The sequence below is a fragment of the Mesorhizobium sp. P5_C1 genome (assembly GCF_054049815.1).
In genome coordinates this window covers 14,996-37,984 of record NZ_JBFULQ010000003.1, presented here as the reverse complement: position 1 = coordinate 37,984, position 22,989 = coordinate 14,996, and the positions used below count along the sequence as shown (strand labels likewise).

21 protein-coding genes are annotated in these 22,989 nt (G+C 64.6%); 6 read left to right on the top strand and 15 right to left on the bottom strand.

All coding sequences use genetic code 11. The annotated features are described in order from the left end of the window. Positions 1-27: 27 nt before the first annotated feature. The 5 genes from ACXJ7R_RS00795 (at position 28) to ACXJ7R_RS00775 (ending at position 5,727) form a co-directional block, all read left to right on the top strand. The gene (locus ACXJ7R_RS00795) at positions 28-687 is read left to right on the top strand and encodes a TetR/AcrR family transcriptional regulator (RefSeq protein WP_457150133.1); all 660 of its coding nucleotides are present in this window, start codon (positions 28-30) and stop codon (positions 685-687) included. Positions 688-783: 96 nt separating this feature from the next. Beyond that, a complete protein-coding gene (locus ACXJ7R_RS00790; protein ID WP_457150132.1) occupies positions 784-2,037 on the top strand; it encodes a sarcosine oxidase subunit beta family protein in 1,254 nt (417 codons plus the stop codon). 9 nt (positions 2,038-2,046) lie between these two features. Beyond that, positions 2,047-2,313, top strand: coding sequence for a sarcosine oxidase subunit delta family protein (locus tag ACXJ7R_RS00785; protein ID WP_457150131.1), 267 nt, complete (start codon positions 2,047-2,049; stop codon positions 2,311-2,313). Further along, on the top strand, positions 2,310-5,195 hold the full coding sequence (locus tag ACXJ7R_RS00780) for a sarcosine oxidase subunit alpha family protein (RefSeq protein WP_457150130.1): 2,886 nt from the start codon (positions 2,310-2,312) through the stop codon (positions 5,193-5,195). Before ACXJ7R_RS00785 ends, ACXJ7R_RS00780 begins: the two co-directional genes overlap by 4 nt. Next, positions 5,188-5,727 (top strand): hypothetical protein, encoded by a 540-nt coding sequence (locus ACXJ7R_RS00775; protein ID WP_457150129.1) that lies wholly within the window; start codon positions 5,188-5,190, stop codon positions 5,725-5,727. The genes ACXJ7R_RS00780 and ACXJ7R_RS00775 overlap by 8 nt, the downstream gene beginning before the upstream one ends. A gap of 15 nt (positions 5,728-5,742) precedes the next feature. On the opposite strand, the gene ACXJ7R_RS00770 is transcribed toward ACXJ7R_RS00775, so the two are convergent. From ACXJ7R_RS00770 to ACXJ7R_RS00700, 15 genes are all read right to left on the bottom strand, one after another. Next, positions 5,743-6,228 (bottom strand): hypothetical protein, encoded by a 486-nt coding sequence (locus ACXJ7R_RS00770; protein ID WP_457150128.1) that lies wholly within the window; start codon positions 6,226-6,228, stop codon positions 5,743-5,745. Positions 6,229-6,342: 114 nt separating this feature from the next. Beyond that, positions 6,343-6,903 (bottom strand): FMN reductase, encoded by a 561-nt coding sequence (gene msuE, locus ACXJ7R_RS00765; protein WP_457150127.1) that lies wholly within the window; start codon positions 6,901-6,903, stop codon positions 6,343-6,345. A 62-nt stretch (positions 6,904-6,965) separates the two neighbouring features. Then, positions 6,966-8,213 carry an SfnB family sulfur acquisition oxidoreductase gene (locus ACXJ7R_RS00760; RefSeq protein ID WP_457150126.1) on the bottom strand — a complete coding sequence of 416 codons (1,248 nt, stop codon included), beginning with the start codon at positions 8,211-8,213 and terminating at the stop codon, positions 6,966-6,968. Between the two features lie 24 nt (positions 8,214-8,237). Beyond that, positions 8,238-9,029 (bottom strand): ABC transporter ATP-binding protein, encoded by a 792-nt coding sequence (locus ACXJ7R_RS00755; RefSeq protein ID WP_457150125.1) that lies wholly within the window; start codon positions 9,027-9,029, stop codon positions 8,238-8,240. A gap of 82 nt (positions 9,030-9,111) precedes the next feature. Then, complete coding sequence (locus ACXJ7R_RS00750; RefSeq protein WP_457150124.1) at positions 9,112-10,449, bottom strand: ABC transporter substrate-binding protein; 1,338 nt, start codon at positions 10,447-10,449, stop codon at positions 9,112-9,114. 80 nt (positions 10,450-10,529) lie between these two features. After that, the gene (locus ACXJ7R_RS00745; protein WP_457150123.1) at positions 10,530-11,570 is read right to left on the bottom strand and encodes a branched-chain amino acid ABC transporter permease; all 1,041 of its coding nucleotides are present in this window, start codon (positions 11,568-11,570) and stop codon (positions 10,530-10,532) included. Between the two features lie 3 nt (positions 11,571-11,573). Then, on the bottom strand, positions 11,574-12,473 hold the full coding sequence (locus ACXJ7R_RS00740) for a branched-chain amino acid ABC transporter permease (protein WP_457150122.1): 900 nt from the start codon (positions 12,471-12,473) through the stop codon (positions 11,574-11,576). Beyond that, the gene (locus ACXJ7R_RS00735; protein WP_457150121.1) at positions 12,470-13,402 is read right to left on the bottom strand and encodes an ABC transporter ATP-binding protein; all 933 of its coding nucleotides are present in this window, start codon (positions 13,400-13,402) and stop codon (positions 12,470-12,472) included. Before ACXJ7R_RS00735 ends, ACXJ7R_RS00740 begins: the two co-directional genes overlap by 4 nt. 124 nt (positions 13,403-13,526) lie before the next feature. Next, positions 13,527-14,630 (bottom strand): dimethylsulfone monooxygenase SfnG, encoded by a 1,104-nt coding sequence (sfnG, locus tag ACXJ7R_RS00730; protein WP_457150120.1) that lies wholly within the window; start codon positions 14,628-14,630, stop codon positions 13,527-13,529. A gap of 166 nt (positions 14,631-14,796) precedes the next feature. Further along, positions 14,797-16,251 (bottom strand): FAD/NAD(P)-binding protein, encoded by a 1,455-nt coding sequence (locus ACXJ7R_RS00725; protein ID WP_457150119.1) that lies wholly within the window; start codon positions 16,249-16,251, stop codon positions 14,797-14,799. Continuing rightward, positions 16,248-17,420, bottom strand: a complete 1,173-nt coding sequence (gene ssuD, locus ACXJ7R_RS00720) for an FMNH2-dependent alkanesulfonate monooxygenase (protein WP_457150118.1) — start codon at positions 17,418-17,420, stop codon at positions 16,248-16,250. Before ssuD ends, ACXJ7R_RS00725 begins: the two co-directional genes overlap by 4 nt. Before the next feature lie 274 nt (positions 17,421-17,694). After that, positions 17,695-18,474, bottom strand: a complete 780-nt coding sequence (locus ACXJ7R_RS00715) for an SDR family oxidoreductase (RefSeq protein ID WP_457150117.1) — start codon at positions 18,472-18,474, stop codon at positions 17,695-17,697. A 24-nt stretch (positions 18,475-18,498) separates the two neighbouring features. Beyond that, positions 18,499-19,449, bottom strand: coding sequence for an L-arabinose ABC transporter permease AraH (gene araH / locus ACXJ7R_RS00710; RefSeq protein WP_457150116.1), 951 nt, complete (start codon positions 19,447-19,449; stop codon positions 18,499-18,501). Between the two features lie 11 nt (positions 19,450-19,460). Further along, a complete protein-coding gene (araG, locus tag ACXJ7R_RS00705) occupies positions 19,461-20,972 on the bottom strand; it encodes an L-arabinose ABC transporter ATP-binding protein AraG (RefSeq protein WP_457150115.1) in 1,512 nt (503 codons plus the stop codon). A 71-nt stretch (positions 20,973-21,043) separates the two neighbouring features. Then, positions 21,044-22,036, bottom strand: coding sequence for an arabinose ABC transporter substrate-binding protein (locus ACXJ7R_RS00700; protein ID WP_457150114.1), 993 nt, complete (start codon positions 22,034-22,036; stop codon positions 21,044-21,046). A 257-nt stretch (positions 22,037-22,293) separates the two neighbouring features. Between ACXJ7R_RS00700 and ACXJ7R_RS00695 the strand changes: the two genes are divergently transcribed. Then, the gene (locus ACXJ7R_RS00695; protein WP_457150146.1) at positions 22,294-22,983 is read left to right on the top strand and encodes a FadR/GntR family transcriptional regulator; all 690 of its coding nucleotides are present in this window, start codon (positions 22,294-22,296) and stop codon (positions 22,981-22,983) included. Positions 22,984-22,989: the final 6 nt, after the last annotated feature.

Sequence of the window (22,989 nt, the reverse complement as noted above, 5' to 3'; positions counted from 1 at the left end):
TGATGCAGCGTGTCATGCGTCGTGCCTATGGAAGCCACAGATACGACGATCCAGCGCGCCGGCGCCACCGGAAACATCAAGGCCACCCGCGAAGACTGGCTCAAGCTTGCGCTCGAAACGTTGATCTCGGATGGTGTCGAACGCGTCCGCGTGCTGACCCTTGGCCAGAAGCTCGACGTCTCGCGCTCCAGCTTCTACTGGTATTTCAAGAGCCGTCAGGACCTGCTCGACCAGTTGCTGGACTACTGGCGGCAGACCAACACCAGGTTCATCGTCGAACGCGCCAGACGGCCCTCCGCGACCGTGATCCGCGGGGTAATGAGCATCTTCGAGTGCTGGGTGGACGAAAGGCTGTTCGATCCGCAGCTCGATTTCGCGATCAGGGCCTGGGCCCGTCGCTCGCCTGCCATCAGGCGCGCGCTCGACGAGGCCGATGAGGAGCGCGTCGATGCCATTCGCGACATGTTCGTGCGTCACGGCTATGACGAAGAAGACGCGTTCGTGCGCGCCCGCGTGCTCTATTTCATGCAGATCGGCTATTACTCCCTCGAACTCAACGAGCCAATGAGCGGCCGCCTGGCTCAGGTCGCCTTGTATCTGCGCAGCTTCACCGGCCAGGAGCCTTTGGCAGAGGATGTCGAGGCGTTCTCGCGCTACGTCGAGGAGACGATTTCGCGCAAACGCTAGCACCTATCCACTACGTGCACGATGGACAGGCGTACTAGACATATATGTACAATACCATTACGCTTTAAACTGAGAGAGCAGCTTGCCCGGCACGCCATGACCAGAATTTATTCCGCTTTGTCGCTCTTCAAGGAGGGTCTGGTCGGCCAGACCGGCTGGCAGCCCGCTTGGCGATCGCCCGAACCGAAGCCATCCTATGACGCGATCGTCATTGGCGGCGGCGGCCATGGGCTGGCGACAGCTTACTACCTGGCAAGGAACCATAATATCAGCCGGGTTGCAGTGCTGGAAAAGGGCTGGATCGGTGGCGGCAACACCGGCCGCAACACCACCGTGGTACGCTCCAATTACTATTATCCGGAAAGCGTAGAGCTCTATGGGCTGGCGCACCGGCTCTACGAGGGGTTGTCCAGGGATCTGAACTACAATGTCATGCTGTCGCAGCGCGGCATGGTCAATCTTTGTCACAGCACCGCCGAAATGGAGGTTGGGGCGCGCACCGTCAACGCCATGCAGATCAACGGAATCGATGCGGAGCTGTTTTCGCCCGAGGATGTGCGCCGGGTGGCGCCGATCTACAATTTCTCAACCGATGCGCGCTTCCCGGTGTTCGGCGGCATCTGGCAAGGCCGGGCCGGTACGGCGCGCCATGACGCGGTCGCCTGGGGTTACGCGCGGGCGGTGAGCCGGCTCGGCGTCGACATCATCCAGAACTGCGAGATCACCGATTTCATCATCGAGGGCGGCCGCTGCCGCGGCGTCCAGACGACGCGGGGCGCGATCCGTGCCGACCGCACCGGCATGGCGGTCGCCGGACATTCCTCGGTGCTGGCGGCCAAGGCCGGCTTTCGCCTGCCGATCAACTCCTACGCGCTGCAGGCCTGCGTTTCCGAACCGGTCAAGCCGATCCTCGACACGGTGGTGCTGTCGCCCGGCACAGGCGTCTATGTCAGCCAGTCGGACAAGGGCGAGATTGTCATCGGCGGCGGGCTCGACCGCATCCCCTCCTATGCGCAGCGCGGCAATCTGCCCTCCTTGGAGACGGTGATTGCCGGCGTGCTGGAGATGTTCCCGATCTTCGGCCAGTTGAAGCTGATGCGGCAATGGGCCGGGATCGTCGATGTCGTGCCGGACTCCTCACCCATCATCGGTGAATCGCCGTTGCCCGGCCTGTTCCTCAATTGCGGCTGGGGCACGGGGGGCTTCAAGGCCATCCCCGCCGGCGGCACGCTGCTGGCGCAATTGCTGGCAACAGGCAAGCACAACGACATCAGCCGTCCCTTCGATCTGGATCGCTTCGCTAGTGGGCGACTGATCGACGAAGCGGCAGGCTCCGGCATCGCGCATTAAGAGGACTTTATGCAGCTTTTCCCTTGCCCGTTCTGCGGCCCGCGCGACGAAACCGAGTTCCACTATGGCGGCGATGCCGGCAACACGCGGCCGGATGGCGTCGATGTGCCGGTCGAGCGCTGGGCTGATTACCTCTATCTGCGTTCCAACCCGAAAGGCACCGCGCGCGAAATCTGGGTGCATATGAACTGCGGCGAGTTCTTCGTCATGGAACGTGACACCGTCACCCACACGGTGCTGTCCTCAACCGCTCTCGGTGGGGAGCACGCAGCGTGACCGCCTCGCGCCTCGCCACCGGCGGCAGCGCGATCGACCGGTCGCGGCCGGTCCGCTTCAGCTTCGACGGCGCCACCGTGCACGGCTTTGCCGGCGACACCATCGCCTCGGCGCTGCTGGCCGGCGATGTCGCGGTCGTCGGCCGCAGCTTCAAGTATCACCGGCCGCGCGGCATCTGGGGCGCCGGCGTCGAGGAGCCGAACGCACTGGTCGATATCGGCGGCAGCGTGCCGGCGACGCCGAACACGCGAGCCACGACCGAGGCGGCGCGCGAGGGGCTGGTGGCGAAAAGCGTCAACGCCACGCCCAATGCATTGAGCGACCGCAACGCCTTCCTCGATCGCTTCTCCCGCTTCATTCCAGCGGCGTTCTACTACAAGACCTTCATGTGGCCAGACTGGCACATGTTCGAGCCGCGCATCCGCGCCATGGCGGGGCTGGGCACGGTCGATACGGACTGGACATCGCAGGGCACAGCCGACCAGATCAACCACCATTGCGACGTGCTGGTGGTGGGCGCGGGACCGGCCGGGTTGGCGGCGGCAAGGCTGGCGGCCGGCGCGGGTCTCACCGTCACGCTGGTCGACGACCAACTGAGGCCGGGCGGATCGCTCGGCCACCGGACTGGTGAGATCGACGGCAAGCCGGTCGCCGACTGGATCGAGGAGGTGGTTGCGGAGCTTGCCGCAGCCGGTCACCTGGTCCTGTCTTCGACCACCGCCTTCGGCATCTACGACCACAATCTGGTCGGCCTGAACCAGCGCCATCGCGACGGACGGCCGGACACGCTGTGGCGGGTCAGGCCGCGCCAGATCGTGCTGGCGACCGGCGCCATCGAGCGGCCGCTGCCCTTCGCCAACAACGACCTGCCGGGCATCATGTCGGCGGATGCCGCACTCGCCTATCTCAGGCGGCATGCGGTGCTGGTCGGCCGCAGGATCGTCATCGCCACGAACAATGACAGCGCCTATGAAGTGGCGGAGGCGCTCGCCACGGCCGGCGCCGAAGTCACGCTTGTCGATCTGCGGCGCGACGACACGCCCGCCGGGCCTGCCAATGTCCGGCTGATCGCGGGACGCAGCCTCGCCGCCGCGCAGGGCATGTTGCGTGTCCAAGCCGTGACCCTCGATGACGGCACCAGGCTGGATGCCGATTGCGTGCTGGTTTCGGGTGGCTGGTCGCCGACCATTCATCTCTTCGGCCAGGCCAGGGGCAAGCTCGCCTGGAGCGAGGCGCGCGCCGCCTTCCTGCCCGGCGATCCGGTCTACGGTATCGCCGTGGCCGGCGCCGCAGCCGATGCGGTTTCCTTGTCGGAGGTTTTTGCTGGCGCCGGCAAGGCTATTGCATCGCGTGGCCAAACGACCACGGCAGTACCGCGCAGCACCGGGCCGGAAGCGACGGGCGGCATTCTCGCGGCATGGCCGATGCCCGGCTCGAAGGGACGCGTCTGGATCGACTACCAGAACGACGTGACGGTGAAGGACGTCGAACTGGCGGCACGCGAAAACTTCGTCTCGGTCGAACATCTGAAGCGCTACACGACGCTCGGCATGGCGACCGACCAGGGCAAGACCTCCAACCTGCCGGGTCTGGCGCTGATGGCCGGGATCACCGGCCGCACGGTGCCGGAGGTCGGCACCACCACCTATCGCCCGCCGTTCACGCCGGTGCCGCTGGAGAGCTTCGCCGGCGCGCGCGCCGGCGAACTGATGGCGCCGGTGCGCCGGCTGCCGCTCGAGAGCGTGCATCGTGCCAGCGGCGCCGTCTTCCAGGAGTATGGCGGCTGGCTGCGCCCGGCTCACTATGGCGGCAACGCCGACGCGGAACGCTCTATCGCGGACGAGGCGCGGCGCGCTCGCCAGTCGGTCGCGCTGTTCGATGGTTCGACGCTCGGCAAGATCGAGGTGATCGGACCCAAGGCGGCCGAGTTCGTCGATTTCATCTACTACAACACCATGTCGACGCTGAAACCCGGCCGCTGCCGCTATGGCTTCATGCTGTCGGAGAATGGCGTGGTCTTCGATGACGGCGTGCTGGTTCGGCTCGACGAGCATCGCTTCGTGGTGTCGTGCTCGTCCTCGCATGTCGCTGCAGTGCATGCGCGGCTCGAGGAGTGGCGCCAGGACCGCTTCGGGCGCGGCGCCGTCTACATCCACAACGCCACCGCCGAAATGGCGACGCTGACCGTTTCCGGGCCTAACGCCCGGAAGTTGCTCGAAACGCTGGATCTCGGCCTCTCGCTCGACGATGCCGACCTGCCGCATATGGCGGTCAGCCATGGCTCCTATGCCAGTGACGAGGTCCGCATCGCCCGCGTCAGCTTCACCGGCGACAGGAGCTACGAGATCTCCATCCGGGCTGATCGCGCCGAGCCGCTGTGGGCGCACCTGCGCCATGCCGGCCAGGCGTTCGACGCCGTTGTCATCGGCCTCGAGGCATTGATGATCCTGCGGGCCGAGAAGGGGTTTATCGTCATTGGCAAGGACACTGACGGCACCACGCTGCCGAATGACCTCGGCGTCGATGGTCCGCGCGCCAAACGTCAGGGCGAATTCGTCGGCCGCCGCTCGTTGTTCACCGAGGAGGCTTCGCGCGGCGACCGCCTGCAGCTTGTCGGACTGACAGTGCCGCAAGGCGAAGCGCCGCTGCCGACCGGCGCGCATGGCGTCAGGCGGAGCGACGGCAGATTGCGCAGCCAGGGCTTTGTCACCTCGAGCTACCAGAGCCCAGCACTCGGTCGTCCGGTCGCACTTGGGCTGATCGAACGCGGCGCCGCCCGCCACGGCGAGACGATCGACATCCAGCACCTCGGCAAGGTCAGCAAGGCGACGATTGCCGCGCCTTGCGCCTTCGACCCGGCAGGAGACCGGCTGCATGCGTGATCTCGCTGAAAAATGGTCTGTCGCGCCCGACTGGCAGTCGGCGGTCATCACGGCACCCGGCCTCATGGCGCGCGCGACCGCCGGCCTCAATCAGTTGCTGGTCAGCGGCGACCTCGACGCCTGGTCGCGGGCGTCCGGCCTGGACGGAAATGGGGTCGGTGCCTTTGGCACAGCGCAAGGCGACCGCCATGCGGCGCGGCTGGCGCGCGACCGGCTGCTCGTCGTGTCGAACAGCCCACTCGCCGTCGCGATGGGCTGGCACGCAGAAGGCTTCGCGGTGACGGCGATCAGCGCCGGGCTGCAGGTGTTCGAGGTCGAAGGCTCGGCGCTCGACGCTTTCATCGCCCGTGGGACGACACTCGACCCCAAGCAAGCGAGTGCCAGTGCGGCACTTTCCTTCGCCGGCATCAGCGCCGTTGTCTATCGCCATCAGGGCAGGCTGCGTATTCATGTCGATCGCGGGCTTGCCGCCTATCTCTGGACATGGATGAAGACGGCAGCCAGCAACATCACCGCCGGGTCAGGAAACTAGCCGGCTATGATCTGATCAGAGTGAGAACGACCAGAACAGGCAGGCCAGCGTCGCAGCGGCGAAAACCACGAAGAACAGGCTGCGCAGCAGCACATTGCGGCGCAACTCGTTCAAGACGAAGTGGCAACCGACGATCGCTGCGGCAAACAGGAACCGCCAGTTGAGCAGCGCCCACACGGCGCTGCCCTGGCCGAAGGCCCATCTGGCGGCGAGACAGCCGACGATGGCTGCAAACAGCACGATCACGGTCCAGAAGACCGCATCGGCGGCATGGGTGAGAACGATGCTGGCCGCCCTGATCGGCAGGATCATCATCAGCAGGGCGCTGAAGAAATAGACCGCGGCAAGCGGTATGAATGTTCCGGCATCGGCAATGCCATCGAGCCGCCTGACGCCGATCGCACCATAGGGATAGCCGTGCCTGGCCACGGCCAGGCTCAACGCCATGAGCAATGCGGTCAGCACCGCGACCAGTGCGAAGGATGTGAGGGCTTTGCTCATGACGTTCCTGTCCCAGACGAATCAGACGGGAACAGATGTAGCGGGCGGTCGTAAATTGCGCGTAAGCGAGGCCACCGCCCACAGGAATTATCGTCGCAATCCGTCGGCGGAATGCTACTCGGCGGCGATCCTGCCTGCCGAGCGGTTGGCCAGCACGAATCCGACCTCGTCCACCGCCTGAGCAGCACGCTTCAGGATGGCATCGGAGCGCAGCACGCCGTCGGTAAAATCCTTGTCGGTGGCGTAGACGGCGGTGGGCAGCGTGAAGGCCTCGAAGAAGCCGAACAGCGGCCGCAGCTGGTGCTCGACGATCAAGGCGTGGCGCTCGCCACCGCCGGTCGCGGTCAACAGGATGGGCTTTCCCCGCAACGCGGCCGGATCGATCAGGTCGAAGAAGTGCTTGAACAGGCCGGTATAGCTGCCCTTGTAGGTCGGCGACCCCACGACGAGCACGTCGGCAGCGAGGATTTCCTCGAGGATTGTGCGCGCCTGGCTGTCGAGATCGCGAGCCCATCTTGCCGTTCCCAGCGAAGAACCAAGATCCTCGATATCATAGGTGCTCGCCGACAGGCCGTGGCGGGCTGCTATGTCCCTAGTGACCAGATCGACGAAGGCGCGCGTCTTTGACGGCCGGGTGATGTTGCCGGAAAAGCCGACGACTGTTGGATTTGACATGGCAGTGGGCCTCTTGATGATCGATGTCTGATGCGGCGAACCTGTGCCCGCCGGTGGAAAAATCAGCTCCAGGCGTGCAGCGGCGGATTTTCGCCGTTGAGGAAATACTTACCGAGGATGGAGTATTTCCAGCGCACCGGATCGTGCAGCGTGTGCGTGCGGGCGTTGCGCCAATGCCGGTCGAGATTGTGCTCGGCCAGCGTCGAGCGGGTTCCCGCCAGTTCGAACAGCTTGTTGGTGGCGGCGATGGCGATTTCCGTCGACAAGATTTTCGCCTCGGCGGTGACGATCTGCGCATGCGCCACCGTCTCGGCGGTCGGCTCGGCCACCGCCCGGTCTATCGCCAGGCCGGCCTTTTCCAGCAGCGCCTGCGCAGCGTGCAGGCGCAGCGTCAGGTCGCCGATGGCCTGGATGGTGTAGGGATCGTCCCAGGCATTGTCGACGCCGCTGTCGATCCAGGCGCGGCTCTTGGTCCTGACGAAACTGACCGTCTCGTCGATCGCCGCCTGGGCGATGCCGGTGTCCACCGCCACCTGGATGATCTGGAAGATGGCGCCGTCGGCGGTCGGCTTGTCATAGCCCTTGTAGCCGGGCACCAGATGCGTCTTCGGCACCTTGACATTGTCGATGATGACTGTGCCGGACAGCGTCGTGCGCTGGCCGAAGCTCGACCAGTCGTCGATGACCGTCAGGCCGGGCGCGGCGCGGTCGGCGATCGCATACCAGGCACGGCCCTCGTCATCGAGCGCCACGATCGGCACCAGATGAGCGAGCAGCGCGCCGGACGAATAGAATTTCCGGCCGTTGACGACGACATGATCGCCGGCATCGGTGAAGCGGGTCTCGAAATCGGCGGCGCGCTTGGAGCCGAACTCGGAAAAGGCGTTGCCGAACCGCGTGCCTTTCAGCACTTCGGCGAACAGCAGCTTCTGCTGATCCGCATCCGACACCGTACGAATGGCGGCGACGACACCAAGATGGTTCTGCGCAACCTGACCGATCGAGGAATCCGCCGCCGAGATGATCTCGATCACCCTGGCGAGGGTGGCATAGGACAATTCGGGACCCCCGAATGCCTTCGGCACATTGATCGACCACAGGCCGCTTTGCGAAAACGCATCGAGTTCGGCAACGGGCCAGATCCGCTCGCGGTCGCGCCGGGAGGAATCCCTGGCGAATTCGGCGGCGAGCGCTTCGGCGATGGCAATTGCTTCGGCGTCGTCCTTGATGATGTGCGCCGACGCGGTTGGCCTTGCGACTGGCGGCACGGCGGCGGAAGCGTGGTCGGTCTTGACGGTCGAGACGGTCATTTTACTGCTCCTTCGTATTTCGGTTCAGGCAACGGCATGGAGGTGAGCTGGTTTGGCGGCCGGCGATGCCTGTTGCCCCAGGTAGAAGGCACGCACATCCTCACGCTGGCGAAGCTCGGCAGCCGCACCAGAGAGAACGGAGACACCGTTTTCGAGCACCGTGGCGTGGTCGGCATATCTAAGTGCGACCGCCGAATTCTGCTCGGCGACCAGGATCGACAGGCCGGTCTCACGGTTGAGTTTCCGGAGCGTCTGGAAGATGTCCTGGACGATGAGCGGCGCGAGCCCCATCGACGGTTCGTCGAGAACCAGAAGACGCGGCCGCGACATCAACGCCCGGCCGATGGCCGTCATCTGCTGCTCGCCGCCAGAGGTGAGGCCGGACAGGGTCCGGCGCTTCTCCTTGAGACGGGGGAAATAACCGTAGATCCGCTCGAGATCCCCGTTGATCTCGGCGCGGCGGCCGCTGCGGCCGATGCCACCGGCGACCAGGTTCTCCTCGACCGTGAGGCTCTTGAAGCAATGCCGACCTTCCAGCACCTGCACCAGCCCGGCGCGCACCAGATCGCCCGGCTGGCGGCGCGAGACATCGCTGCCGTCATAGCGGATGGTGCCGGCATTGACCTGACCGCGCTCGGCCGGCAGCAGGTTGGAGACGGCCTTCAGCGTGGTGGTCTTGCCGGCGCCGTTGGCGCCGAGCAGCGCCAGGATCTCGCCGCGCCTGAGCTCGAAGCTGACGCCGTGCAAGGCGGTGATGGCGTGGTTGTAGGTCGCATGAACTGCGTCCACGACAAGAATGACGTCATCGTTTGGCATGAGCTCTTACTTCCCGTGGTTCGAAAACCGGAAATGGGCCGGGCGTCGCGGAAAACTGGCCGTGACGCCCGTCTTGGATTAATCAGTTGGTGGTCACGGCATCGGCGTCATCGGCTGTGCGCAACTTGATGCCTTTCTCCGCGGCATAGGCCTCGGCAGACTTCTCGATGATCGGCCGCAGCAGAGCCCAGTCCGGCGCGATCCAGTCGGAGACGACATTCCATTTCTTGCCGTCCCACTGCTGGAAGGTCACGTAGCCCTCGCCCTCGTGATTGTCCCAGCTGACATTGATCGAATGGAACAGGTCCTTGGCGCCGAGTGCCTCGACCTTGGCGGGATCAAGCTTGAGATGTTCGAAGCCCCAGCGGACCTCGTCGCCGGTCAGTGTGCGATGGCCGAACTTCTCCTGCGCAACACGAATCGCCTCGACATTGAGGATGCCGTTGACGATGCCGAGGTTGTGGTAGACCGAGCCGATGCGCGACTTGTCTTCCAGATTGCCCTTGCCGGCGTCGTAGACCGTCTTCACGATCTCCTGCACCACCGGATAGGAGTTGCCGGAGGCCTGCGTGGTGATGGCGGTGTAGCCCTTGGCGGCGTCGCCGGCCGGGATCACGTCCTCTTCCGAATTCGACCAGACATTGCCGACGATATGGTCGACGGGATAACCGACCTTGACCGCCGTCTTCAACGCCACCGGATTCATCACGCCCCAGCCGCGCAGGACGACGAAGTCCGGCTTGGCGCGGCGGATGGTCAGCCACTGCGACTGCTGCTCGTTGCCGGGATGCGGCACCTCGATCTGCTGCACGGTGAAGCCGTATTTCTGCGCCAGCAACTCGTAGATCGGGATGGTCTCCTTGCCGTAAGGCGAGCCGTGATAGAGCACGACGATCTTCTTGCCCTTGAGCTTGTCGATGCCGCCTTCCTTCGAGGCGATGTAGTTCACGATGCCGGACGTCTCGCTGTAGGGATTGAGCAGCAGCGGGAAGACGTAAGGGAAGACACGGCCGTCGGTGGAGTCGGTTCGGCCATGGTTGACGGTGATCAGCGGCACCTTGTCGGCGGTGATGCGGTCGATCATGGCGTAGGCGATGCCGACCGAGAGCGGGTTCCAGGCGGCGGCGCCGGCATGGCTCTTCTGCCGTTCGTAGCACTCGACGCCGCGCTCGACCTCATACTGGGTCTCGCATTCGTCCCAGGTCAGCTTGACGCCGTTGACGCCGCCGTCGCGGATGTTGATGAGATTGAGATAGTCGATGAAGCCGCCGAAGAAGCCGGTGCCGCCGGCCGCATAGGGCCCGACGCGGTAGCTTTGCAGAGGGAAATATTGCTCGTTGGCGTGGGCGGCGGGCAAGGCCACCGACACGATCATCGCCGCGGACAGCGCCGCCGCCTTGATGGTGCTCAGGAAGGTCATGGCTAGGTACTCCCGGTATGGGCCGTCTTGGGTCCGGCCTCTGGTTCATTTTCAGTTCGGGGCGGTTGCCCCGGATCAGCTCATGTCGACTGCCAGGCGAACAGGAGCCGTCTTCGGATCCTGTCCCACAGCGCCACCAGCCCGTCGGGTTCGAGGATCAGAAACAGGATGATGAGCGCGCCCAGCACGATGCGCTGGCTCATGTCGAGCACGCCCGAGTCAAAGAGATCGCCGAACAGAAAGCCGCCGAGGCGAGACAGAGCGAGCGGAAAGACCACGATGAGGGCGGCACCGAAAAAGGCGCCGCGGATCGAGGCCAGGCCACCGATGATGATGATGAACAAGATCTGGAACGAGCGATCGAGGTCGAAACCATCCGGCTCGACGGTCCGCAGATAGGCGAAGGCCCAGATGACGCCGGCGACGCCGATGATGAAGGACGAGATGGCGAAGGCCAGAAGCTTGGTCTTCAGGACCGGGATGCCGATGATGCGGGCGGCGGTTTCATTGTCGCGGATGGCGATGAAGTTGCGCCCGGTCTGTGACGACACCAGCCGATAAGCAAGGAAGGTGAGGACGGCGACGATGGTCAGCGCAAAGAGATAACGGCCGACGGCGCCATCGAGAGCGTAGCCGGCTATTGATAGTCTTGGCGCATCGATGACGCCGGACGCCGAGTCGTTGGAGAACCAGCTGAACTTGGTCAGCGCCCACTGGACAAAGAACTGTGCGGCAAGCGTCGAAACCGCGAGATAGAAGCCCTTCAGCCGCAGGCTCGGCAGGCCGAAGACGATGCCGATCGCGGCCGCGACCAGACCGGCCAGGACAATGCTGCCGATCAGCGGCAGGCCCTCGACCCGCAGGTTGAAATTATAGGCGGCGAAGGCGCCCGCCGCCATGAAGGCGGCGCTGCCCAGCGAAACCTGGCCGGCATAGCCGGTCAGGATATTCAAGCCCACGCCGGCGAGGCTGAGCGCCAGGAACGGCAGCAGGATGGCCTCGAACAGGTAGCTCGAGCCAATCAATGGCACGACGCCGTAGGCGAAGGCGAGCAGCAGGACGGGCGCGGTCCATTTCGGCAGCACCGGCGCGGAGGAGAAATCGCTTGGTATCGCGGTCATGGCTCAGATCCTTTCGACGAGCTTCTGGCCGAACAGGCCGGAAGGACGGATCAAGAGGAAGACGAGCGCGACGACATAGGCGAACCAGCTCTCGATGCCGCCGCCGAAATAGTCGCCGATATAGACCTCGGCGAGCTTTTCGCTGGCGCCGATCAGCAGTCCGCCGACGATGGCGCCGAGGATGGAATCGAAGCCGCCGAGCACCAGCACCGGCAGCGCCTTCAGCACCACCAGGGACAGCGAGAACTGCACGCCAAGGCGAGCCCCCCAGAGCAAACCTGCCACCAGCGCGACGAGGCCGGCCGCCGCCCAGACGGTGCCCCAGATCAAGGGCAGGCGCAGGCCAACCGCGAGGGCCGCGAACTGGTCGTCGGCGACGGCGCGAAAGCTGAGGCCGATGCGGGTGTAGCGGAAGAACAACGACAAAAGCAGAACCATGCCGGCGGCCACCACGGCGGCAAAGATATCGAACTGGCTGATCAGCACGCCGCCGATTTCCAGCGGCACGTCCTCGATGCCGAGATCGAGGCCGTGGACCTGCGTGCCCCAGATCAACTGGGCGGCGCCCTCGATGATGTAGGAGAGGCCAAGCGTGGCCATGAACAGCGTGATCGGCGGCTTGTTGGTGAGAGGCCGCAGCACGGTGCGCTCGATGGCGATGCCGATCGCCACCATGATGGTGAAGGTGACCACCAGCGCCAGCGCGAAGGGGATGCCGCGTTCGACCAGGCTGACGAAGGTGAGCGCCGCGAACAGGAGCAGCGCGCCTTGCGCGAAATTGAGCACGCCTGAGGTCTTGTAGATCAGCACGAAGCCGATGGCGACCAGCGAGTACATGACGCCGGAGAGCAGGCCACCGACGAGCACTTCGATGAAGAACTGATAATCGAAGTCGGCGATCATATGCCTGCCCCATCCTCATTGTCCGAGGCGACGCCGAGATAGGCATCGATGACGCGCTGGTCGTTCCTGACTTCGTCGGGCGTGGCGTCGGCGATCTTGCGGCCGTAGTCGAGAACGGCGATGCGGTCGGACAGGCCCATGACGACGCCGACATCATGCTCGATCAGCACGACGGTGGTGGCGAAGCGGTCGCGCGCGGCACGCACGAAGCCCGCCATCTCGCTCTTTTCGCTCGCGGTCATGCCGGCCATCGGTTCGTCGAGCAAAAGCAGGCGCGGCTGCGCGACCAGCGCGCGGGCAAGTTCGACCCGCTTCTGCAATCCGTACGGCAAGGTGCCGACAAGACGATCGCGAACGGCGGTGAGGTCGAGGAATTCGAGGATCTGATCGGCGCGGCTCAGAGTGTCGCGCTGCTCGCCGCGCGAGCGGCCGATGCCGAGCACCTGGCCGGCAAAGTTGGAGCCGACCTTGTAGGCAAGGCCTGAGGCGACATTGTCGAGGACGCTGAGGCCCTTGAACAGGGCAAGGTTCTGGAAGGTCCTGGCGACGCCGAGATGCGCCAGCCGCTGCGTCGGGACCTGGGCGTGACTGATCCCGTCGAGCAGGACATGACCGCGATCCGGCCGGTAGACGCCGCTGATGACGTTGATCAGCGAGCTCTTGCCGGCGCCGTTCGGGCCGATGATGGCGCGGATCTCGCCTGATAGAACCGACAGGTCGATATCGGCCAGTGCGACGACGCCGCCAAACGACAGGCCGATGCCCTGAAGTGAAAGCAGTGGGGCGGCTTGCGCGGCAAGCCCTGTGTGCTCGGCGCGGTCTTCGGCTGGCTGCACTGGCGGCAGAGTTGACGGCAGGCCGCGCGCCAAGATTTCCGGCGCATAGACCGAAGCCTCCATCGCTCCGAGGGCATAACTTGGCAACGGCATTCCAATCGTCCTCGATTGCACCCTCAGGCGCGCAAATCCTCGCTGCCGCTCGAAGGATCGAGCGCGCCGGGCAAGCTTCATTCGTGGGTTGGCCGGCGCCTGTCCGGCCAACCTTTCAGGGTGGCTATTCCGCCGCCAGCGAGGCTGCCGCCTCGCTGTCTTCCAGCTCGCGAACGAGCGGGATGACATGCTTGCCGAAATACTCTGCCTCTTCCTGGAAGTGCAGGAAGCCGAGCAGGATGAGATCGGCGCCGGCGCGCTTCAGGTCGACGATGCGCTCGGCGACCTGCCTCGGCGTGCCGATCAGGTTCGAGCGGAAGCCGTCATTGTACTGGACCAGATCGTCGAAGGACGATTTCGCCCAGTTGCCCTCACCTTCCGGCGAGGCCTTGCCGGCATTCTTGACCTCATGGCCAAAGGCGTTGACCGCTTCGGGATTGGCCTTGGCGATGATTTCGGCGAGCACCGCCTTCGCCTCGTCCTCGGTTTCGCGGACGATGGCGAAGGCATTGACGCCGACCTTGACCGAATGGTTGTTGGCCTTTGCCTTGGCCTGGATGTCATCCACCTGTTTGGCGATCTCGGTCGGTGTGTTGCCATTGGTGAAGTACCAGTCCGAAACGCGCGATGCCATGTCGCGCGCGGCGCGCGACGAGCCGCCCTGGAAGATTTCGGGCAGCGGATGCGGCGGCTTCGGCTTCAGCGAATATTCGTTGAAGCGATAGAAATCGCCACGGAAGGTGAAGCTGTCCTGCGTCCATATTCCGCGCAGCGAACGGATGAATTCCTCCGAGCGGCGATAGCGCTCGTCATGGTCGAGCCAATGCTCGCCGATGGCGTGGAACTCGCCACGGAACCAGCCGGAAACGAGGTTGATGGCGACGCGGCCGTTGGTCAGGTAGCTGATGGTGGCGATCTGCTTGGCCGCCAGCGCCGGATTCCACGGTCCGGGCAGGATCGCCGCTATGACCTTGAGCGTGGTGGTCGCCGCCAGCAGGTCATGGCTGAACGCCACCGACTCATGCTGCTCGTCGGCGCCGTAGCCGGCGGTGAAACGGATCTGGCTGAGCGCATAGTCGAAGCCGGCCTTCTCGGCGATCTGCGCCAGCTTGCGATTGTATTCAGCCGAATGGTTGGTGCGCTGCTCGATGTTGGAGATCACCAGGCCGCCCGAAACATTGGGCACCCAGTAGGCGAATTTGATCGCGTCGGTCTCTGCGTGTGCCATGAACTGTCTCCCCTTCAGGCTGTGTCGTTGATCGATCCGACCGCAGCCGGGTTTCGCCAATATTTATTATGTTTATAGAATATATATACAAAGAAGGATTTTCCGTTTTTAGTGCCCTCTCGGGACGGAAATACCAATTTTGCGCGGCCAACCCGGCTTCCGGTTGTCAGTCCGTGACCAGACCGTGCGCGGCAGTGGCGCCGACGGCCTCGGCTGGCGTGTCGAGCAGCTTTGCAATCTCGGCCGCGACCGCCTGGGCGTGGCGGGCAACCTCCGGCAGGCCCATGAGTTCGCCGAAAGTCCCCCGTGCCAGCGGACCGGCGACAAAGAGCGTCGTGACCACCCTGCCGTCCCGGGCAACGGCGCGGCTGTCGCGACTTGTCTCGATACCGAGCCCGTAGGGGTCGGCCCCGATCAGCCCGGCCTCGGTCAGCGAGCGCAGTGCCGGGTTGTTCTGTAGTGCCTGCCCATGCGCCGGGCCCGTGGTGTTGATGACCGCGTCGAAGCGGGCCGTCTCGATCCGTGTCTGCCCGCGCCGTTGAAAGCTGACCGCCAGCCTCGCGTCCTCATGGTTCGATGCGACAAGCCTGGCGGCGATGTTGTCGACTGTGCCGGCTGCATGGCGGCGGTCGAGCACGGCCGCGACCTGCGGTGCGATCCTGAAGCGATGCACGTCCCAGAACACGCGCAGCTGGCGGACCAACCTTGCCCGCTCGGGCGGGGCAAGTGCTGCCCACAGCACCGGTCCCTGCTGGCGCAGCTGGTCGAAGACGGACTGCCAGTTGACATTGGCTGCCTGTGCCGCTGCCAGCGTCGCACGGATGGTCTTGAGCAGAAGCAGCGCCGTCGTGGCCGGCTCGGACGCAAAGTCGCCGAAGGCCTCACCCCTGATGTCAGGGTGGCCGCGCGAGCGCAGCCCGCGGCGAGACAGCGCCAGGATGCGGCCGCGATGCCCGCGACGATCGAGTTCGGCAACCATGTCGGCCGAGGTCAGTCCGGAGCCGACGATCAGCACCGACGCTTCTCGCCCGATCCCGGCAAGTGCTGCAGGAGCGTACGGATCGGCGATGAATCCCGGCGCCTCCGCCAGCGAGGTCAATGCGGCGGGAATATTGGGCAGCGGATGCGTCGCCGCCAGGACGACGATGTCAGCGGCGACCGGCCCGCTGGTGGTGTGCACGGTCCAGCCCCTGCCATCCGTGTCACGTGCGACATGTGTGGCGAGACCGCCGACATGACGCACCGCGCCCGAACCGAGCCAGGGAGCGAGGTGCTCGGCGACGTAGCGACCGAACACGCGCCGACGCGGATAGGCGTCGCCATTCTTCCAGATGGCGTCCGGATCGCGTTCGAGTTCCCCATCACGGCTCAACCAGCGCGCAAAATGCTGCGGATCATCGGGAGCCATGCTCATTCTGAGCGCCGGGACATTGACCCGGTGCGCGGGCTCCTCGCTGGAATAGGCAAGGCCGCCGCCGAGCGCCGGTCGCGGCTCGATCACGGAAATCGACAGGCGCTCCGACCGAGATGCCTGTGCCAGATGCCAGGCCACCGCAGCGCCGGAAAAGCCGCCACCGGTGATGGCGACGCGCAACCGACGGGTCGGGGGGAGCGCGTTCACGAGGCGCTGGCGAGTGACTTCGGCCGGTGGTCGCCGGCAATGGTCTCGCCGAACGGGCCGGTGTTGACCGACGAGCCGGCAGCCTTCACCGGATGATCGGTGGGCAGTTTCGGCAGGACCAATTCGCCGAAGCGGTAGGCTTCTTCGAGATGCGGATAGCCGGACAGGATGAAGGTATCGATGCCGAGGCGCCGGTACTCGTCGATGCGTTCGGCAATCGTGTCGGGGTCACCGACAAGCGCTGTTCCAGCGCCGCCGCGCACCAGGCCGACACCGGCCCACAGATTGGGTGCAATCTCGAGCTTGGCGCGGTTGCCGCCGTGCAGTGCGCTCATCCGCGCCTGGCCGACCGAATCCATGCGGGCAAAGACCTTCTGCGCCGAGGCGATCGTCGCGTCGTCGAGCCGGCTGATCAGGCTGTCCGCCGCGGCCCAGGCCTGTTCGGTCGTCTCACGCGCGATGACATGCAGGCGGATGCCGAAGGAAAGCTTGCGGCCGGCCTTCTCGGCCAGTTCGCGCACGCCGTCCAGCTTGCGCTCGACATCGGCGGGCGGCTCGCCCCAGGTCAGGTATTTGTCGATCTCCTGCGCCGCCACCACGGATCCGGCGTCGGAGGAGCCGCCGAAATAGAGCGGCGGGTACGGCGTCTGCACCGGCGGAAACAGCAGCCGGCCATCCTCGACGCGGAAATGCTTGCCTTCGTGCTCGACCGTCTCGCCGCTCAGCACGCGCTTGTAGATCTGCAGGAATTCCTGCGTCACTTCATAGCGCTCGGCGTGCGACAGGAAGATGCCGTCACCCTTGTTCTCCAGCGGATCACCGCCGGTGACGACGTTGATCAGCAATCGGCCGTTGGAAATGCGGTCGAGCGTCGCGGTCATGCGCGCGGCGAGCGTCGGCGATTGCAGGCCGGGCCGCACGGCAACGAGGAAGCGCAACCGCTCGGTCGCCGGCACCAGAGCCGAGGCGATCACCCAGGAATCCTCGCAGGCCCGGCCGGTCGGCAACAGCACGCCGTAATAACCCAGCGTGTCGGCTGCCTTTGCCACTTGCGTCAGATAGGGCAGGTCGACGGCCCTGCCGCCTTCCGATGTGCCGAGATAGCGGCTGTCGCCATGCGTCGGCAGGAACCAGAGCACCTTGATGCGGTCAGGGATGTCCCGCGTCATGACCTGCCTCCCGCGGTCTGACGACATTGGCCGACTATGCCAGACGGAATTGAGGGCGAGCGCAAAAGGTTGGGCATGGCGGGGTCCTGTCCGGGTGGAAACCAGATCGCCAGTGCAGATTGCTTATTCTATAAATTCTGTAGAGTTAGTTTATTCTAAATGCGCGACGGCGATTAGAATTTCTCTCCTCAGGTGGTGGCGCCAACCCGGTTCAACCCTTTGCCCACCGAACCCGTGCTGCGATCRTCTCTTGGTTGTGATCATTCCCTGGCGTTCAGGCGGGATGCTGCAGCTGGCTCAGCCCGCCATCGACGACGAGGGTGGCCGCGTTCATGAACGGGCACTCGTCGGAAATCATGAACACAGCGGCGAGCGCGATCTCGTGCGTCGAGGCGATTCGGCCGCCGGGATGCAGCGCCATGGTGTTGGCGCGCGCTGCCACCGGATCAGGAAAACTGCTCCAGTAGTCGATGGCCTTCTGCGTCTCGACATAGCCCGGCGCCAGCGCGTTCACGCGCACGCCCTGCGCCGCATATTCGAGCGCCAGCGATTTGGTCAGTCCGAGCAGCGCGTGCTTGGCGACGGGATAGGGGAAGGTATGCGGAATGATGGTGAAGCTGTGCGTCGAGGCGATGTTGAGGATGACGCCACCGCCGCTTGCGATCATGCCCGGCAAGACTGCCTTGCTGCAATTCCAGGCGCCCTTGACGTTGACATCGAAATTGCGGTTCCACTCCTCCTCGCTGGTGTCGAGCGGCGTCGAGAACACATTGACCCCGGCATTGTTGATCAGCGCGTTGACGGGGCCGATTTCATTGTTTGCCCGGCTGACAGCCGCGGCAATCGCCGCCCCATCGCTGATGTCGGCTGCGGAATGCCCTACATGACCTTGCGGTGCGGCGAGGCCAGCAACTGCCTTGTCCAGCAACGCGCTGTCGCGGTCGACCAGGAACAACCTCGCCCCTTCGGCCAAACAGGCTTCGGCGATGGCGAGCCCGATGCCTTGCGCGGCCCCTGTCAGGAAGATGCGTTTGCCGGACAGGCGCTCAGCCATTCTTGTTGCTCCAGTCGAAGACGGTCAACGCCGGCCCAGTGCCGACGAGCGCAGATTGTCGAGCAGCACCGCCAGGAGCAAGATAACGCCACGCACGATGTACTGGTAGAAGGCCGGGATGTTGAGCAGGTTCATGGCGTTTTCGGCGATGCCCATGATCAGCACGCCGACGATGACGCCCGACATGGTGGCGCGGCCGCCGGCGAGCGAGACGCCGCCGAGCACGCAGGCCGAGATGACCGAAAGCTCAAGCCCGACCGCCGCGTTGGGCTGGCCGGAGGTGATGCGTGACGCGAGCAGGATGCCGGCGATGCCGCAGACGACGCCCTGGAGCGTAAAGATCCAGATGCGCGTCCTGTCGACATTGACGCCGGCCAGCCGCGAGGCCTCCGGATTGCCGCCGATGGCCAGCGTGTTCTTGCCGAAGACAGTGCGGTTCAAGACAAAGCCGAAGATGCCGAAGAGAACGGCCAGCACCCAGATCGGCGTCGGTATGCCGAGCAGTTTCGACAGCGCCAGCTGGTAAAAATCCGGGCTGTTGATGCCAACGGCGCGGCCGTCGGATGCGATCAGCGCAAGGCCCCGCACGATCTGCATGGTGGCCAGCGTGGTGATCAACGCGTTGATGCGGAATTTGGCGATGACGACGCCGTTGATGAAGCCGACGAAGGCGCCGCAGGCGATTGCCGCAAGAAGGCCAAGCAGGATCGAACCGGTGACGTTCGACGCCATCACCGCGACCATGCCGGCAAAGGCGACGATGGAGCCGACCGACAGGTCGAAGTCGCGCGCAGCGAGGCAGAACATCATGGTGCAGGCGACGATGCCGACTGTGACCACCGACTRCAGCAGGCCGAGCATGTTGCGGTCGGTGAGGAAGTTCGGCACCAGAGCCGACACCAGCGCGAAGGCAACGACGAAGATGACGACGAGGCCCTGTTCGCCGAGCAGGATCTTCTTCAACCGGTCGGTCATGGCAGAGGTCCTCAGGATGCGATCGCGTCGGGGGTTTTCTTGTCGGGAAGGGCTGCGGCCAGGATCGCCTTCTCGGCGAACTGGTGGCGGTTAAGTTCAGCGCTGATGCGGCCGCCGCACATCACCAGGATGCGGTCGCAGATGCCCATCACCTCCGGCAGTTCGGACGAGACGACGACGATCGCCATGCCGTCCTCGGCAAGCTGATAGAGCAGTTCGTAGATTTCCGATTTGGCGCCGACATCGATGCCGCGCGTCGGCTCGTCGACGATGAGAACCCGCACACCTTGCTCGGACAGCCAGCGGCCGAGGATGACCTTCTGTTGGTTGCCGCCGGAGAGGTTGATGATGTCCTGCTTGCGCGACGGCGTGCGCACCTTGAGCTTCTTGATGAATGTTTCGGCGGTCGCGATCTCGCTGGCGCGGTTGAGCACGCCAAAGCGTGTGTGATGGCGGCGCGACGAGATGTTGATGTTCTCCTCGATCGAGCGGCCCTGGATGATGCCGTCATGCTTACGGTCTTCCGAACACAACACGACGCCGGCCCGGATCGCGCCATGCGGATCGGTGGCGTGGATCCCTTTGCCGTCGACAATGATGGCGCCGCTCGAGCGCGGATCGGCGCCGAAGACCAGGCGCATCAGTTCCGAGCGCCCGGCGCCGATCAGGCCGAAGAAGCCGACGATTTCGCCGGCGCGGGCCTCGAAGCTGGCCGGCGTCCTCAGCTTTGTCCCGGACAGGGTCTCGATCTTCAGTCTGATATCGCCTGCCGTGCGCGGGCGAAAACCCCAAATGTCCGAAATCTCGCGGCCGACCATTTCAGCGACGACCTGGTCGCGGGTGACACCCTTGAGCGAAATGTGGTGCGCCGCCAGCTTGCCGTCGCGCAGCACGGTCAGGCTGTCGCAAAGCCGGAACACCTCATCCAATCGGTGCGATACGTAGATGATGACCTTGCCCTCGCCGCGCAGCCGATCGATCAGAGCAAACAGGATTTCGCTTTCGCGCGACGACAGCGACGAGGTCGGCTCGTCCAGTGCGATGACGCGCGCGTCGAGCATGATCGCCTTGGCGATCTCGACCATCTGGCGTTCGCCGATGGACAGCGTCTTGACCTTGCGGCACATGTCGATGTCGATGCCGGCCGATTTCAGCTTGGCGCCGACGTCGTCCAGCATCCTGGTGCGCGCGATGATGCCGGCGCTGGCGGGAAAGCGACCGAGGCTGAGGTTTTCGGCAACGGTGAGCTCGGGAACGAGCTGCAGTTCCTGGTGAATGACGATGACGCCGTTGTCGAAGGCATCCCGGGTCGAGGCATAGGCCTGGACCTTGCCGTCGATGCTTATCTCACCCGCGTCGGCATGCTGGTCGCCGGACAGGATCTTGATCAGGGTGGATTTGCCGGCGCCGTTCTCGCCCATCAGGCCATGCACGGCGCCCTTGTCGACGCCGAACGAGACGTCCGACAGTGCCTTGACGCCCGGATAGGTCTTGGTGATGCGCGAGAAGTCGAGAAAGGACACGGGCGTCGATCCTTGTTGTGCCATGACAAACAGGCGGCGGGATGAGCCGCCGCCTGTTTGTACAGGGAGGATTACTCGATGCCGAGACCCTGGCGGACCTTCTGATAGTCGTCGCGCTTGGCCAGTGCGCCGGAGGTCAGGATCAGCTTCTCCGGCTCCTTGTTGTTGGCAACCCAGTCGTACATGTTGAGCGCCGTCTCATAGCCATGGCGCTTCGGCGAGATGATCACGGTGCCGACAAAGCCAGTGGCGGCCGGCTTCTTGAACTCGTTGATCGCCGAATCCGCGCCGCCGATGCCGACGCCGATCATGCCGTCCGCCGGGATGCCGACGCTTTCTGAGGCGCGCACAGCGCCCAGCACGGCTTCGTCGTTGAGGCCGAAGGAGATCCATTTCTTGATGTCGGCATGGGCATTGAGCACGACCGTCGCGGCGTTCAGCGCGGCTTCCGTGTCGGTCTTGGCCTGCGGCGCGTCGAAGATGTTCTCGGCCTTGAAGCCGTTCGCCTTCAGCACCGAGATGGCGCCTTCGACACGATCGACCGCCGTCGGCAGCTGATCATAGGAGACGCGGATGGCGCCGACCTCGTCGGCCTTCCAGCCACGCACCTTCATTTCATCGACGATCGCCTGGCCGACGGCCTCGCCGATCTTGGTAGCCGAGATGCCCATATGGGGCACGTCTTCCAGCGCCTTGCCGTCGGCACCGACCAGACGGTCGTCGACGGTCATCAGCTTGAGATTGTTGGCGGCGGCCTTGGCGACGATGCCAGGTCCGAGCTTCACATCCGGCGTGCAGACGATGAAGCCCTGGGCGCCCTGGGCGCCGAGATTGTCGATCGCCGACATCAGCTTCTCACCGTCCTCGGCGCCGATCTTGACGAGGGTGAAGCCCTTTTCCTTGGCAGCCTGGTCGGCGAACTTCCATTCGTCCTGGAACCACGGTTCCTCGGGCTGTTTGACGATGAAACCGATCTTGGTGTCCTGAGCATAGGCAGAAGCGATCGTCGTGACGGACAGCACGGCAAGAGCGCCCGCGACGAGCGCGGTCTTCAAAAGTCGCATGATTACCTCCCAGCGATAGGCCGGGCGCTCAGCCCGGGTGTCGGCGTTTCTATTCGCTTTTATCATACTCGTCAATTGATCTGGTATGATAATTAATGTACATGCTCTGACCAACGATCGCTGGCGCAACTCGTTTGCATCCGCTAATGCCGGGCCGGTTGCGCGAACTCGCAGGTTCGCCGCCTTGGAGGAGGGCTAAGGTGACCGAAATTTCGAAGAAAGCCCCCGAGGGGGCTACCACCCGACGCCCACGCGTCATGCCCGACGTGACCAAAGCGATGGCCTCGGACATCTTTTCCGGCCGCTACCCGGCCGGGTCCTCCTTGCCGACCGAAAACGAACTTGGCGTCGAATACGGCGTCAGCCGCACCGTCATCCGCGAGGCGCTGAAGGTGCTGGCCGCCAAGGGGCTGGTGTTGTCGCGGCCGCGCGTCGGCACCATCGTCTGCAACGAGGACGACTGGAACATCATCGACCCGCAGGTGCTGGCCTGGCACGCGCCGCACGCGCTGGACGACAAGCTCTTCGACGCCATCCTGGAGACACGCCGGGCCATCGAACCGCTGGTCGCCGAGCTTGCCGCGACACGCGCGACACTGCAGGAGATCGCCGATCTCGAAGCTGCCTGGCGCGGCATGGCCAGCGCCGGAGAGGATCGCGCCGCTTTCTCGCGCTCCGACATCGCTTTCCACCAGATCGTCTATGCCGCGAGCCACAACCCGATCTTTCGCCAGATCGGCAATCTGATCGACACGGGGCTGAAATTCTCGCTGGAGGCGACGGCGACGATTTCGCTCGAGCGGCGCCTGGAAGCGGTGGCGGCGCACCGCGAGGTGGTCGAGGCGCTGCGCATGCGCGACGCCGAGGCGGCGCGTCGGGCGGCAAGCAAGATCCTCGACCTTGCCGCGCGCGACCTCGTCAGCGCCAAGAAACTCAAGAACAACTGAGACAGC